Origin of the sequence: Rickettsia japonica YH, assembly GCF_000283595.1 — a bacterium.
Lineage (GTDB): Bacteria > Pseudomonadota > Alphaproteobacteria > Rickettsiales > Rickettsiaceae > Rickettsia > Rickettsia rickettsii.
In genome coordinates, this window is record NC_016050.1 from 1,195,927 (window position 1) to 1,209,570 (window position 13,644).

Here is a 13,644-nt window from a genome sequence, read left to right on the forward strand (position 1 = left end):
TCGCAGGAATGACATAAGAGCCATGCAACAACACCTACGGCTGCGTAGCGCATGACGCAAAAATACCCTACCTCTCAGGCAATAATATCTCTCTTTTACCTGTATGATTCGGTGGTGAGACTATTCCCTCTTTCTCCATCTTCTCAACTAAATTGGCAGCTTTGTTATAGCCAATTCTAAGCGACCTTTGGATATAGCTAATGGAAGATTTGCGTTCGTAACGCACTATCTGCACAGCTTTTTTGTAAAGCACTTCATCAGAGGTACCGTCACCGATATCAATGCTACTATCGTCCTCTTCAGGTTGCTCGGTAACGGCAGAGATATATTCAGGCGTACCGCTCTCTTTTAAATATTCCGTAATTTGCTCAATTTCGGCTTCATTAACAAACGGTCCGTGTACCCTACTTATCTTGGAAGTACTCCCCATAAATAACATATCACCCATACCGAGTAACTGCTCGGAGCCTTGCTCTCCTAAAATCGTTCGGCTATCGATTTTAGAGGTAACTTTAAAACTAATACGACTTGGAAAATTGGCTTTAATGACACCAGTAATAACGTCTACAGAAGGTCTTTGCGTTGCCATAATAATATGGATGCCTGCCGCTCTTGCCATCTGAGCAAGCCTTTGAATCAGCATTTCAATATCCTTACCGGCAACTAGCATTAAATCAGCCATCTCATCAACAATAACCACTATGTAAGGCAGTTTTTCCATGTTCATTGTAACGGTTTCGTAAATAGGCTTACCTGTTTCAGGGTCAAAACCAGTTTGAATCGAACGCTCAATTACTCTCTTCTCTTTAACCGCTTCTAAGATTTTTGCATTATAACCTGCGATATTCTTAACACCGATATTGCTCATCATTCTATAACGGTTTTCCATTTCCTTAACTGCCCATTTAAGAGCAACTACCGCTTTAGAAGGCTCGGTTACCACGGGAGTTAGCAAATGCGGTATTCCATCATAAGCCGATAATTCAAGCATTTTCGGATCAATCATGATAAAGCGACATTCTTCGGGAGTATAGCGGTATAAGAGCGACACAATCATCGCATTAATACCGACGGATTTACCTGAGCCGGTGGTTCCTGCTACTAATAAATGAGGCATTTTAGCAAGATCGGCAATCAGCGGCTTACCTGCTAAATCTTTACCCAAGACTAACGGCAATAAAGTTGATTTGTCTTGGTATTCTGGGGTCTCTATAAGTTCTTTTAAGCAAAAGAATTCACGCTGCTTATTAGGAAGCTCAATACCAAGTACGTTTTTGCCGGGTATGACTGCTATCCTTGTTGATAAAGCAGATAGTGAGCGTGCTATATCGTCAGATAATCCTACTACCCTTGATGTTTTCGTGCCTGCTGCCGGCTCAAATTCATATTGAGTTACCACCGGTCCTTGATTGATATTAATTATCTGCCCTTTAACTCCAAAATCATTCAGCACGGTTAATAACTCTTCAGCCTTTTGTTTAAGCTCTGAGGAAGAAGCTCCTTTTACATGATGGTTTTCAGGATCACGTAATAACGAAATAGGCGGCAATTCTGCTATTTCGCTTTGAGATATTTTAGGGCTAACAGGTTTGCTAAAGAATTTTATAGGATTTGCAGATACGGATCTCGCTTCTTCAGGAAATTTTACTTTTTCACTTACAGGCTTTTGGTAAGAAGAAGTTATATTTATCTTATCATTGTTTTTAGTAGGGAATAATCTTATCGACGACAATCGTGAAAATACATTATGTAAAAAAGATTGTATCCGATAGATTAAAAATTTACCTAGCTTAATAATAAAATTACTTAAAGAAGTAAATTTAATTTCAAATAAAACAACTAATATAATAAAGGTAAAAAATATTAATAATAAGTATAGTTGATTTGTAAATCGCTCAAAAAAATTAGAAGCTATTATTCCGATAGCTCCACCTGCATTTGCCGGTATGAATTCTAGCTTAATCTTAGATAATAATGTGCTACTGCTAACGAGAGCAAGCAACATTACAAACATACGGACAAATGAGCCGCGATATCTCCCATACCAACAATTTCTCCCCCAAACAAAGCAAGCAAGCGGTATGATAAAAGCAGCCAACCCAAAAAATTGATATAAACAATCCGATAAATAAGAGCCAAAAATTCCGACTAAATTACTATGGTAATCTGTTGTGACCGAGTTAAACGACGGATCGTCTATATTATATGACGTGAGAACAGTAACAATCCCAAGCCCGATTATCCCTAAGATAACCGCTTGTACCTTATTGTTTGAAAGAATTTTATTTATGTAATATAGCATAGTTTTAAATATTAAGCTAAATTATGAGTTTTATATCTTTTTCTACAATACTCTATAGGCTTTTCAATAAAGAAATAATTATTACTGTTATAAAAGTAACCAACGTATTAAGAAATATCCCATTATCAGCCCAATATGAAATAGCAGGTAATATATTATACAAGACAATTAAATGACAACAATATATTGAGTAAGAGAGTAAAGCAATTAATTTGTCTAACTTATTATCTTTGGTTAAGTCAAATATTTTTCCTAAAGATAGAGCAAATAAACAATAAAAAAGTAATTTTTTTAGTTGAGGCTCTATTGGGATAAACGGAAAAGTAATAATTATTAATATAATATATAAATAGAGTAATTGACTAAGCCAAGACTTTTTTTCGTTTATTTCTTGATTAGTATAAATATAAAATGCTTGACTACCAATTAAGAAAACTGCAAGTTCAGAAGGAAAGAATCTATAAGACCAAGAATCTCCTATAAATCCATTAAACTAAGAATAATTCATGGAAGATTACACAATTGCCTTAAAAAAGAAAATTTTTGCTGCAAGAAGAAAGTAACTAAAATACAAAAGATATAAGTAGGATAAAGCCTTAAATATCTACGTTTCCAAAATTTTATTTTGCTTGTATAATTGCTCTGAATCATAGCCATATAAAAGCCGGAAATCATGAAAAAAGATTGTACTGCAATTGTTGTACCTATAAATTTAAGCAATGGATGAGAAGTTGAATGTGCAGCCATAACAGAAAGAGCAAATAATAACCTAACTACACCCATTATGTTAAATAATAATTATATTAGCAATTATATAATATCCAAAACCTACATCAAGTAACATAACAGCACTTCTCAATAATAGGATAAGTTATTTACATTAAAAGAGCCATTTTGTATTATGAAAAATATATTTTTTTTGAGGGAAAGGTAACCAAAATTCATGACCATAAAAATCCACACGGGAAAAGATTTCATAAAGATGCGGGCAGCAGGAAAATTAGCTGCAGAGACGCTCGATTTTATTACTGATCACGTAAAACCGAATGTCACTACTAATAGTTTAAATGGCCTTTGTCATAATTTTATTACTTCTCATAATGCCGTTCCTGCACCGTTAAATTACAAAGGCTTTCCGAAATCAATTTGTACTTCTATAAATCATGTGGTTTGTCACGGCATTCCAAACGATAAACCGTTAAAAAACGGTGATATAGTAAATATTGATGTTACGGTAATTTTAGACGGTTGGTACGGTGATACTAGCCGTATGTATTATGTCGGTGACGTAGCAATTAAGCCAAAGCGTCTTATTCAAGTAACTTATGATGCAATGATGAAAGGGATTGAAGTAGTTAGACCCGGTGCTAAACTCGGTGATATCGGACATGCTATTCAAAGCTATGCCGAGAAACATAATTATTCTGTGGTTAGAGATTATACGGGTCACGGTATCGGAAGAGTTTTTCATGACGAACCATCAATATTAAATTACGGTCGCAGCGGCACGGGTCTAACGTTAGAAGAAGGGATGTTTTTCACCGTTGAACCTATGATAAATGCCGGTCATTATGACACTATATTAAGTAAACTAGATGGATGGACAGTTACTACACGTGATAAATCATTATCGGCTCAATTTGAGCATACTATAGGCGTGACTAAAGACGGTTTTGAAATATTTACGTTATCACCTAAAAAACTTGATTATCCTCCATACTAAACTGTAGGATAAAAATTGATTTTGTTTGGCTATCTATGTCATTCCCGCGGGACATTGTTGCGTGGATCCAAAAACGCACTCGGTGTCATCCCGTGTCTTGACCACAGGATCCAAAAAGCATTTAAAAAGACTAGATCCCGCGATCAAGTTAGCTAGGATGACATTAAAGATTACTGGATTCCTGCTTTTAGCTAGGAATGACATCAGCAACATTTTACTTATTTATAATTTGAATAAACATAAAGAATGTTAGAAAATAATTTGTTAGAATTTAGTAATGATGAAATAGATACGCATCATTATATAGGTCACCGTAAAAGAGTAAAAGAACGCTTCGTTGCCGCTGGAGCAGAACATTTTTCTGATTACGAATTACTTGAAGTAATGTTATTTTCGGCTATCCCTCGTAAAGACATAAAACCTCTTGCTAAAAAATTACTTGATCATTTTGATATTACGGATTTAATTAACCTTGATAAGGAAAGGCTACTTAGTATTAAAGGCACCAATGAAAATTTATATATCAATTTTGCTCTACTTGAGCTGATAAATTAGAGTATTGAAACAAAAAATAATAAATAAAAATATTAGTGCTTCTTGGAGTTCTTGGATTGATTATTTAACAGTTAATATGAGCAATATGCGACTCGAGCAATTGCGTATATTATTTTTGAATAAGAAAAATATTTTAATTGCTGATGAGGTTTTAAGTCAAGGAACTATAGACCAAGCTGCGGTATATCCACGTGAGATAATTAAACGAGCTTTATTTAACGAGAAGCAAGCAGCCTTATACTTGTGCATCATCATCCAAGCGGTAGCCCTGAACCTTCAAAAGCCAACATTCATATGACAAATAAGATAGTAGAGAAATGCCAAACCGTAAATATTATAGTTTTAAATCTAATATGTTCCTATGAATATAAATAGCTACAGCACATTATTTATTTTTTCTTTTATATCCACCGCTATATTAACATATATATTAACTAAATATCTTCCTACTATCGGTTTAGTTGATATACCAAGTAACCGTCGTTCTCATGATAAGATAACACCGCGCGGCGGCGGTCTTGCTATTGTAGTTGTTGTAATGATTGCTTTGAGCGGGTTTGAATATATAATGAGCAATAACTTTGTTAATTCAATAAAAATATTACCGTTATTATTGGCAATTGCTTCGATTTCCTTTTTAGATGACTTAAAAGCCGTACCTATTCTAATTCGTTTAATATTTCACTTAATTTGTGCAGCTTTTGCTATTTTTCTTTTTTCGCAGCTAAACTCTGTACATATACTAATATATTCTATTTTAGTTATAGCTTTAAGCGGTTTTATTAATATATATAATTTTATGGACGGTATAGACGGTATGAGTTGTGTGGAATCTATCCATCTATCTAGCACTATGCTTATATTATGTTTTTTACAATTTCCGACTATTAATAATCCATATTTTATAGCTAGTGTAAATGTTATTATTCTTGGTTGTTCTTGTGGTTTTTTAATATTTAATTGGCATCCGGCAAAAATATTTTTAGGAGACGTGGGAAGTATTAGTCTTGGATTCTTAACGGGTCTTTGTTTGCTCCTGCTGGCTCTTACAAGCACTAATTTATTTATAGCTTGTGCTATTGCTAGCTTATATTACATCACTGATGCAGTGCTAACCATATTAATTCGGCTACTCAATAAAGAAAAAATTTGGCAGCCTCATTTAAAGCATTTTTTTCAAAAAGCAGTACAAAAAGGTAAATCTCATAAACAAGTAGTATCGATTATAGCAGTTTGTAATATATTTTTAATGATCATATCGGTTACATCTTTACATTTTCCCGTAATATCTATAATGCTTGCCTTAGCCGTCATAACTTTAACAGTGCAGAGTTTATTAAAATGAAGCTCATTAAAGAGGATATCGATAAAATAGTTAGACGTATATTTGCTAAACAACATCCATTGCTGCCTGAAATCATGATTAACTGGAATAAAATAGTCGGATTTAACTTCAGCACTAAAGCATTACCTTTAAAAATCATCACCTATACTTATAAAAAACAAAAGATTAATACGCTGTTTATACAAGCTGAAGATAATGCTACTGCAGCAGAATTACCTTATTATCAAGATATTATTCTAGAACGTATTAAAATTTATTTAGGCTTTGCAGCAATACATAAAATGAACGTAACGTTTTATAAAGGCAAAAAGAGTCTTTAGATTAAGAGTTTGTTGGCATGAATATCAATGCCATCTCTACTATAACTCCGCAAGCTTGTAGGTGTTGTTGCCTGGCTCAGTTTATGTCATTCCCGCTTTCGCGGGAATGATATCGTACGGGCTTTTCGAACCATACAACAACTCCGCAGCCGTAGGATCTAGGAAAAATAATAAAAATGCTGTAAATCAGAATTTTTTACTGGATTGCTTAGTCAATTACTTCGTAATTTTCCTCGCAATGACAAAAAAGCTGAATCATGCGATAATACCTTACAGTCGCTTAGCTCATGATTTCTCAGTATCCACGTAGGCAATACCAAGGCATACAAACAAAAAAAGGAGTCTTTATTAAAGACTCCTTTTTCGTGTTAATAGCTTGTAAAAAGATTTAAGACTAATTACATATCAAATCTTAATCCTGCCATTAAGTTATGACCTTTATAATGGGTTCCGCCAAATTTAACTTTATCCCCGTCAATAGTTTTGGTGGTATTTTTTGTTTTACCGTAATCTCTCCAGCTATAAACTAGTTCAGCTTTTACACCTTGTGTAACTTCAAATGAAGTTCCTAAAGATAATTGATAAGCAAAGTTAGTTTTGTTTTTAGTAGTACCGTTGAAAGTGTCAGTTACACCATTTTTAATATCTTTAGAGTTAATTTTTTCCTTTACAAAAGCAGCACCAACACCTGCACCTGCAAATACTTTAAACATGCTTAAATCGACGAAATCAACATAACCGTTAAGTAATAAACTTACAATAGTAGGTTTATTTTTTACTGAGAAAGAATTACCGTCTGGATAAGTTTTTGATTTCTTTAAATGACTACTTGCTACCGTTCCAATTGTTAAATCGGTTCTTAGATTATCCATGATATAGTAACCCGCACCGATCTCACCTGTAAATCCTGTATTAGACTTTATATGAGACTTTATATGAGACTTTATATGAGACTTTAACTTAAAATCTGCTCCTTTATGTTTTGTTTTGTTAAAAATCACACCGCCGGCACTAAGTTTTAAATACCATTGATTTTCCACAGATGATGACATCGATGAATTAGTAGATGAATCTACAGAAGAATTCATATCGCAATCAGCAAATGAAAGACCAGAAGTTAAAAGTGCTGTGCTTGCAGCTGCTATTAAAAGTAATTTTTTCATATTGTTAAATTTTTCCTTTAAATTTTATTAGTTGTTAGTAAAAACGATATTAGATAATAATTTTACAATTTTTACCTAAATTCAATAAAAAACAGCTTTAAGTGACATTTCTGAGTTGTCATCTAATGTCACTCTGTGGCTTAACCACCGGGATCCAGTTTTTTTTGTATTTCTAGATACCGTGGTTAAGCCACGATATGATATTAGGTTATTACCTAAAACTATTAATATATTCTTGTTAATTATATATCAAATCTTATACCGGCTGTTAAGTTATGGCTTTGATAACGCATACCACCGGTTGGTACACTTGTTCCTTGATAAATTACATTCTTACTTTTTGTTCTACCATCATCTATCCAGCTATAAGCTAGTTCTACTTTAACACCGTCGGCAATTTGTGCAGAAGTACCTAAAGTTAACTTGTAAGAAATATTAGTTCTGTTTTTAGTGTTAGATGAAAGACCGGTTATCCCATTATATGTAATTTTTTCTTTAACTAATGCAGGACCAACACCGGCACCAGCAAAAACATCGAACATATCAAAATTAGTTAAATCTACATAACCGTTAATAAGTAAACGTGTAATAGTAGGTTTATGGCTTGCTGAAACATTAGTACCGGTAAAAGGTGCATTAGTCGCAGCTCCGGATTTCTTTAACTTACCACCGATTATAGTACCTAAAGTTAAATCGGCTCTAAAGTTTTCGGAAATATAATAACCGATACCTAAATCAACTGGAACAGTTGTATTAGATTTTAATTTAACACCGGTTGCCTTATCCTTTTCTTCATTAAACATTGCTGCACCGGTATCTATTCTTAAATACCACTCATGATCCATGCCCTCAGCAAATGATACGCTAGAAGATAAAATTGTTGCACTTGTAGCAGCTATTAAAAGTAATTTTTTCATGATTAGCACCTCAAATTAAATAATTAAACATTATCTTAATGGCATATATAACATATTATATTTTTTAGTTCTATATTTAATTGGCAACTAGATTCATAATAATAAAGCTTTTATTAAGTTTTGTGACAAAATAAACACATATAGTTAATTCATGTTATTTTAGGTTCTGTGAAGATTTCTAATTGATTTGTTATTGTGAGATATTTTGAAGCGAAAAAAATAAGATTTTTGAAGGAATATTTAATCCTATTTTCAAAAAAATATTATAATTTTCGCTTAAAAATATCTCAAAATAACAAATCAATTAGAAATCTTCACAGAACCTATGTATTTATTAAACTTATCTTTCTCATCTTTAAATTTATCGGCATCAGGCAAAGCAGGTTTTTTTTTGGTAATATTTTTCCATCCTTTATTTTCTATAAAATCTTTTGCACGTTCTACCCATTCTATTAACCCCGGTGATTCAGGTTTAATAGCACCTATAGGACAATCAGGAACACAAACGCCGCAATCTATACATTCATCGGGATTAATGACTAACATAAAATCATCTTCCCTTTCACCTTCATAAAAACAATCTACAGGACATACTTCAACACAATCGGTATATTTACATTTTACGCATTCATCGGTTACAACATAAGTCATTTTATTATCTGTTTTTGATTTTGTCGATTAATATAGAAGTTCTTAAAAGTAATACTAATAAAAAATATAATATAAAACTAATAAACATGATAATTAAAGGCTTTAGCATTGAAGAGTGAATAGTTGGACTCCCTAGCCTTAAAACACTAGCAGGCTGATGCAGACTATACCAAATATTTACCGAGAATTTTACTATCGGTATGTTCATCAGTCCGATAAGAGCAATAATAGAAGAAGGATTTTGTGCCTTTCTTATATTATCCGCACTATTCACTATAATAATATAACTTAAATATAATAAAAATAATATGAGCATGGAGGTAAGTCTTGCATCCCAAACCCACCATGTCCCCCATATAGGTTTTCCCCATAAAGAACCTGTTACTAAACTAATCAAAGTAAAAGTAGCCCCAACGTAACTAGAAGCTACAGCTAGCAAATAGCTAATAGTAGTTTTCCATACTAAACAGCTAAAGCTGCATGCTGCCATGAAAACATAAACACCAAGAGCCATCCAAGAGGCAGGGACATGAACATACATAATGCGTACAAAATCACCTTGCTGATAATCTACCGGCGAAACTATGAGGGCTAAATAAAGACCTATAATCATCATTACGCAAGTAGATATAGCTAATATAGGTATTATAACCTTTGATAATTTATTAAAATAATAGGGGGTTAATAGTTTTAGCATGTTTTCTTACTTCTTTATGTCATTCTGTGGCTAGAAATAACAGTTCTTATCCTCTTAAAAAACTCTTTCATTAATAGCCCCGAATCTTCGGCAAGAATTCCGCTATATATTTCCGGTCTATGAAAACAAGCACTACTGTTAAAATATCGCAAATTACTTTCGACTGCTCCGTGCTTGGAATCAGAAGCCCCATAAAATAAACGTTTTAACCTGCTATGAGCTATAGCTGCCGCACACATAGCACAAGGTTCTAAAGTAACGTAAATATCATAATCATTTAAATTTTTAGAAGATATAAGATTACATGCTTCATTAATAGCAATAATTTCAGCATGATAAAGAGCGTTATTTTTTTCTTCCGTATTGTTATGGGTACTAGCAATAATTTTCTGATTTAACCTATCTACAATTACCACTCCGACCGGGACTTCCTTTTTATCAAAAGCAATCTTGGCTTGTTTTAAAGCTTGCTCCATGAAAAAATTATTAAAATTAGCTTCTTTATCTAACAATATATTCACGGTAATTTACGTGTTCTTCGATTCCAAAAGGATCTTGGTGGATAATTATTTCAGCCTCCGGAAATTCCTGCAATATTTCAAAAGCAATCTCATCGCTAATTTTATGAGCATTATAAAGCGACATATTGCCGTCCATTTCCAGATGGCACTGGATAAAAGCTTTTTGACCGGCATATCTAGTTTTCATTTCGTGCATACCTTTTGCTCCTAAATGGTTATTAACTATCGAGATAATTTTTTGTCTATCTTGTTCGGGTAATTCATGATCTACTAAATTTTTAAATGCCTTTTTAAATAAAGAATAAGAAGAGTGAAATATATATAACGAAATAACTACACCAAATAATGGGTCAACAAACCACAAATAATCACTTAAATTTATAGAGATAATTACTATAACATTAGTTAGTAAGTCTGTGAAATAATGAAGCTTATCGGCTTTTACTATTTCCGATCCTGTTTTTTTAATTACATAAGTTTGGTAAAGCACTAAAATAATTGTTAAGAATATACATACATACATTACAGTAGTACCGTCGCTAATATTCTCCGGTTTTGTTTTTTCAAATAAAGATTTAACCGAAGAAAAGCCTACAAAAAAAGCTGAAGCAAAGAAAAATATCGATTGAGAAAAAATTGTTAAATCCTGCATTTTTTCATACCCGAATCGATGATGATGATCCGGCGGTTGCAGGGCAAATCTTAAAGCTATTAGATTAATAAAGGAAGAAGTTATATCAAGCATTGAATCAATTAAAGAAGCAAGGATTGATTGCGAATCGGTAACAACCCAAGCATATAATTTTATACTTAAAATAATTAATGCCGTAGTAACCGATAAATAAGATGCCGATTTTATTAACCGATTACGGCTATTAGTATCCATGACAAATCTTTCCAATTTATTTATTTGTAGTTTAACAAAGAAAATATAAAATTCAATTATAATAAGGTTCTGTGAACAAAATTAAAAATAATATTTTAAAATACAAATAATTTAAATTTTGTTTACAGAATCTAGTTTTAGCTTTACAAAATTCTAAAAACCATATACTGATTAATTATATATTAATAGAGAGAATTATATGAAACTATTATCTAAAATTATGATTATAGCTCTTGCAACTTCTATGTTACAAGCCTGTAACGGTCCGGGCGGTATGAATAAACAAGGTACAGGAACACTTCTTGGCGGTGCTGGTGGCGCATTACTTGGTTCTCAATTCGGTAAGGGCACAGGACAGCTTGTGGGAGTAGGTGTAGGTGCATTACTTGGAGCAGTTCTTGGTGGACAAATCGGTGCAGGTATGGATGAGCAGGATAGAAGACTTGCAGAGCTTACCTCACAGAGAGCTTTAGAAACAGCTCCTAGTGGTAGTAACGTAGAATGGCGTAATCCGGATAACGGCAATTACGGTTACGTAACACCTAATAAAACTTATAGAAATAGCACTGGTCAATATTGCCGTGAGTACACTCAAACAGTTGTAATAGGCGGAAAACAACAAAAAGCATACGGTAATGCATGCCGCCAACCTGACGGACAATGGCAAGTTGTGAATTGATAGACAAAACGTCATTGTGAAGAAAATTACGAAGTAATTGACGAAGCAATCTCAGGAATTTTATTATTTCATGAGATTGCCACGCAGCTTATAGCTGCTCGCAATGACGTTATAACAAAAGGAGCAACCTATGACTTTCATAATAGTACGGCATTTAAACATAATGATCGCATTCCTGATAAATTTACTTGTAAAGGACAAAATGTTTCACCGCATCTAGAATGGAGTAATGCTCCTTCAGATACTAAATCTTTTGCACTTATAATGGATGATCCGGATGCACCGGTAGCAATAGCACCGCCACACGGTATATGGGATCATTGGGTAATATATAATATTTCTGCTTCTATTACTAAGCTTTCAGAAGGACAAATAGATAGTAGTATTAAAATTTTAAATAATAGCTGGCAAGAAAAAAAAATACGGCAGTCCTTGTCCACTTGCCAGCAAACTTCATCGTTATTTTTTTAAACTATATGCTCTAAATGATTATCTTGAGCTTGATGAGAATGCTAGCAAGCAAGATTTAGTATTAGCCCTGCAAAAACATTTACTTGCCGAGGCAGCACTAATCGGCATTTATTCTATTTAATGAATGCTATTTATTGCCCACTGTGTCATCCCGTGGCTTAAAACCACGGGATCTAGAAAAATAACTTAAAACATTAATAACTTTAGTATTTATTACTGGATCCCGTGGTTAAGCCACGGGATGACAGAAGTGAACTGACACATGCAAAAACCTATAATCGAGTTTCGTAACGTATCTAAAAAATTCGGTAATAAATTTCCGATAAATAACGTTAGTTTCACTGTCAAAAAAAATAATATCACTACTTTAATCGGACCTAACGGTGCAGGTAAAACTACCATAGTACGATTAATGCTTGGACTTGAAAAACCTACAAGCGGCGAGATTATAATTGATCCCAAACTAAAAATTGGATATGTACCGCAGAAGTTCGGATTAACCCCTGATTTACCTATTACAGTAAAAAAATTTTTAGAGTTGTTAGCACCGAGTAATTTTAATAACAATATTAAAGAGCTTAACTCATTTATTGATTTGGAACATATAAAAGATCAAGAAATTTCTAAGCTCTCAGGAGGGCAGTTTCAAAAGGTAGTTCTTGCATGTTCAATAGTTAATAATCCCGACTTAATTATTTTAGATGAACCATTACAGTCTTTAGACGTAACAAGCCAACAAGAATTTTATCAGCTTATTAATTTGATTCGTAAAAAGCTCAATATTACGGTTTTTATGATTTCTCATGATTTATTTACCGTAATAAAAAATTCCGATCAAGTGATATGCTTAAACGGTCACATATGTTGCAGCGGAATACCAAATGAAATAACTCCTAACTCTGAATTCTCAAATGCACTTTCTGCTCTAGGCTTCTATACCCACCACCATGACCATAAGCATTAGAATTATTGCATAACTTATTTGTCTCCAAAAGGATCTCTCCTTATTAGCTATGTTATGCAAGAATTCTATTATACTTGAATTGTATTCCACGCTCACCTAAGCTTGTTCTGTAGCATCACCTATCACCTCTACTTTTAATGCATTGTGATCCGTATTATCAAACTGAGTTCAATCATTTTCATTTGTATTACCTGATTCTTGTTGGCATGTTATCACATTAAACAATTCTTTCGTAGTGAGCCTGGCCTTAGATAAGCTTTTTACCTTATAACTATTTTCAATAAAGAGTTTCTGCTGACTTGGTTCCATTGCAAGTAATTCTTTCACACTAACACCGGCGTCAGTCAAACTTTTTATATTATCGTCATTTTCAACAAAGAATTCTTGTTTATCGTTTTCTATATTCGAAATTTGTGCAAAAGTAAAACCTATGTTAAGCAAAGATATTTC

15 protein-coding genes and 2 pseudogenes are annotated in these 13,644 nt (G+C 33.2%); 8 read left to right on the forward strand and 9 right to left on the reverse strand.

The features are described from left to right. Positions 1-67 precede the first annotated feature (67 nt). From RJP_RS06495 to RJP_RS10875, 3 genes are read right to left on the reverse strand one after another with little or no spacing between them, the layout of a single operon-like run. A complete protein-coding gene (locus RJP_RS06495; protein ID WP_014121127.1) occupies positions 68-2,302 on the reverse strand; it encodes a DNA translocase FtsK in 2,235 nt (744 codons plus the stop codon). 52 nt (positions 2,303-2,354) lie between these two features. Then, entirely contained in the window at positions 2,355-2,783 is a 429-nt protein-coding gene (locus tag RJP_RS11620; RefSeq protein WP_390889714.1) for an acyltransferase family protein, read from the reverse strand. Between the two features lie 23 nt (positions 2,784-2,806). Next, positions 2,807-3,085, reverse strand: a complete 279-nt coding sequence (locus RJP_RS10875) for an acyltransferase family protein (protein WP_024704388.1) — start codon at positions 3,083-3,085, stop codon at positions 2,807-2,809. A gap of 160 nt (positions 3,086-3,245) precedes the next feature. On the opposite strand from RJP_RS10875, the gene map reads away from it, so the two are divergent. From map to RJP_RS06525, 5 genes and pseudogenes are all read left to right on the forward strand, one after another. Further along, entirely contained in the window at positions 3,246-4,025 is a 780-nt protein-coding gene (gene map, locus RJP_RS06505) for a type I methionyl aminopeptidase (protein WP_014121128.1), read from the forward strand. A gap of 246 nt (positions 4,026-4,271) precedes the next feature. Next, positions 4,272-4,580, forward strand: coding sequence for a UPF0758 domain-containing protein (locus RJP_RS06510; RefSeq protein WP_014014852.1), 309 nt, complete (start codon positions 4,272-4,274; stop codon positions 4,578-4,580). A gap of 4 nt (positions 4,581-4,584) precedes the next feature. Further along, positions 4,585-4,955, forward strand: a pseudogene (locus tag RJP_RS06515) (JAB domain-containing protein). Next, entirely contained in the window at positions 4,942-5,925 is a 984-nt protein-coding gene (locus RJP_RS06520) for an MraY family glycosyltransferase (protein WP_014121129.1), read from the forward strand. Before RJP_RS06515 ends, RJP_RS06520 begins: the two are co-directional and overlap by 14 nt. After that, positions 5,922-6,245: a DUF721 domain-containing protein gene (locus tag RJP_RS06525; protein ID WP_014121130.1), complete on the forward strand. Its 324-nt coding sequence runs from the start codon at positions 5,922-5,924 to the stop codon at positions 6,243-6,245. Before RJP_RS06520 ends, RJP_RS06525 begins: the two co-directional genes overlap by 4 nt. 398 nt (positions 6,246-6,643) lie before the next feature. Here RJP_RS06525 and RJP_RS06530 read toward each other — a convergent pair whose 3' ends face one another. The 6 genes from RJP_RS06530 to RJP_RS06555 all read right to left on the reverse strand — a co-directional run bounded on the left by RJP_RS06530 (position 6,644) and on the right by RJP_RS06555 (position 11,080). Further along, on the reverse strand, positions 6,644-7,408 hold the full coding sequence (locus RJP_RS06530; protein WP_014121131.1) for an outer membrane protein: 765 nt from the start codon (positions 7,406-7,408) through the stop codon (positions 6,644-6,646). A 242-nt stretch (positions 7,409-7,650) separates the two neighbouring features. Beyond that, positions 7,651-8,325, reverse strand: a complete 675-nt coding sequence (locus RJP_RS06535) for an outer membrane beta-barrel protein (protein ID WP_024704389.1) — start codon at positions 8,323-8,325, stop codon at positions 7,651-7,653. A 300-nt stretch (positions 8,326-8,625) separates the two neighbouring features. Beyond that, complete coding sequence (locus RJP_RS06540) at positions 8,626-8,976, reverse strand: ferredoxin family protein (protein WP_014014858.1); 351 nt, start codon at positions 8,974-8,976, stop codon at positions 8,626-8,628. A gap of 4 nt (positions 8,977-8,980) precedes the next feature. Further along, positions 8,981-9,673: a heme ABC transporter permease gene (locus RJP_RS06545; RefSeq protein WP_014014859.1), complete on the reverse strand. Its 693-nt coding sequence runs from the start codon at positions 9,671-9,673 to the stop codon at positions 8,981-8,983. 14 nt (positions 9,674-9,687) lie between these two features. Then, positions 9,688-10,194: a nucleoside deaminase gene (locus RJP_RS06550; RefSeq protein WP_014121133.1), complete on the reverse strand. Its 507-nt coding sequence runs from the start codon at positions 10,192-10,194 to the stop codon at positions 9,688-9,690. After that, positions 10,175-11,080, reverse strand: a complete 906-nt coding sequence (locus RJP_RS06555) for a cation diffusion facilitator family transporter (protein WP_024704390.1) — start codon at positions 11,078-11,080, stop codon at positions 10,175-10,177. Before RJP_RS06555 ends, RJP_RS06550 begins: the two co-directional genes overlap by 20 nt. Before the next feature lie 199 nt (positions 11,081-11,279). Between RJP_RS06555 and RJP_RS06560 the strand changes: the two genes are divergently transcribed. The 3 genes and pseudogenes from RJP_RS06560 (at position 11,280) to RJP_RS06570 (ending at position 13,194) form a co-directional block, all read left to right on the forward strand. Continuing rightward, the gene (locus RJP_RS06560) at positions 11,280-11,759 is read left to right on the forward strand and encodes an RT0821/Lpp0805 family surface protein (RefSeq protein ID WP_014121135.1); all 480 of its coding nucleotides are present in this window, start codon (positions 11,280-11,282) and stop codon (positions 11,757-11,759) included. A gap of 111 nt (positions 11,760-11,870) precedes the next feature. Next, a pseudogene (locus tag RJP_RS06565) lies at positions 11,871-12,351 on the forward strand (YbhB/YbcL family Raf kinase inhibitor-like protein). A 141-nt stretch (positions 12,352-12,492) separates the two neighbouring features. After that, entirely contained in the window at positions 12,493-13,194 is a 702-nt protein-coding gene (locus RJP_RS06570; protein ID WP_014014864.1) for an ATP-binding cassette domain-containing protein, read from the forward strand. Positions 13,195-13,644 lie beyond the last annotated feature (450 nt).

Excerpts from the sequence above, each read along its gene's own strand:
- RJP_RS06495 (WP_014121127.1), bottom strand. The coding sequence starts at position 2,302 with ATGCTATATTACATAAATAAAATTCTTTCAAACAATAAGGTACAAGCG.
- RJP_RS10875 (WP_024704388.1), bottom strand. The coding sequence starts at position 3,085 with ATGGGTGTAGTTAGGTTATTATTTGCTCTTTCTGTTATGGCTGCACAT.
- map (WP_014121128.1), top strand. The coding sequence starts at position 3,246 with ATGACCATAAAAATCCACACGGGAAAAGATTTCATAAAGATGCGGGCA.
- RJP_RS06510 (WP_014014852.1), top strand. The coding sequence starts at position 4,272 with ATGTTAGAAAATAATTTGTTAGAATTTAGTAATGATGAAATAGATACG.
- RJP_RS06520 (WP_014121129.1), top strand. The coding sequence starts at position 4,942 with ATGAATATAAATAGCTACAGCACATTATTTATTTTTTCTTTTATATCC.
- RJP_RS06525 (WP_014121130.1), top strand. The coding sequence starts at position 5,922 with ATGAAGCTCATTAAAGAGGATATCGATAAAATAGTTAGACGTATATTT.
- RJP_RS06530 (WP_014121131.1), bottom strand. The coding sequence starts at position 7,408 with ATGAAAAAATTACTTTTAATAGCAGCTGCAAGCACAGCACTTTTAACT.
- RJP_RS06535 (WP_024704389.1), bottom strand. The coding sequence starts at position 8,325 with ATGAAAAAATTACTTTTAATAGCTGCTACAAGTGCAACAATTTTATCT.
- RJP_RS06540 (WP_014014858.1), bottom strand. The coding sequence starts at position 8,976 with ATGACTTATGTTGTAACCGATGAATGCGTAAAATGTAAATATACCGAT.
- RJP_RS06545 (WP_014014859.1), bottom strand. The coding sequence starts at position 9,673 with ATGCTAAAACTATTAACCCCCTATTATTTTAATAAATTATCAAAGGTT.
- RJP_RS06555 (WP_024704390.1), bottom strand. The coding sequence starts at position 11,080 with ATGGATACTAATAGCCGTAATCGGTTAATAAAATCGGCATCTTATTTA.
- RJP_RS06560 (WP_014121135.1), top strand. The coding sequence starts at position 11,280 with ATGAAACTATTATCTAAAATTATGATTATAGCTCTTGCAACTTCTATG.
- RJP_RS06570 (WP_014014864.1), top strand. The coding sequence starts at position 12,493 with ATGCAAAAACCTATAATCGAGTTTCGTAACGTATCTAAAAAATTCGGT.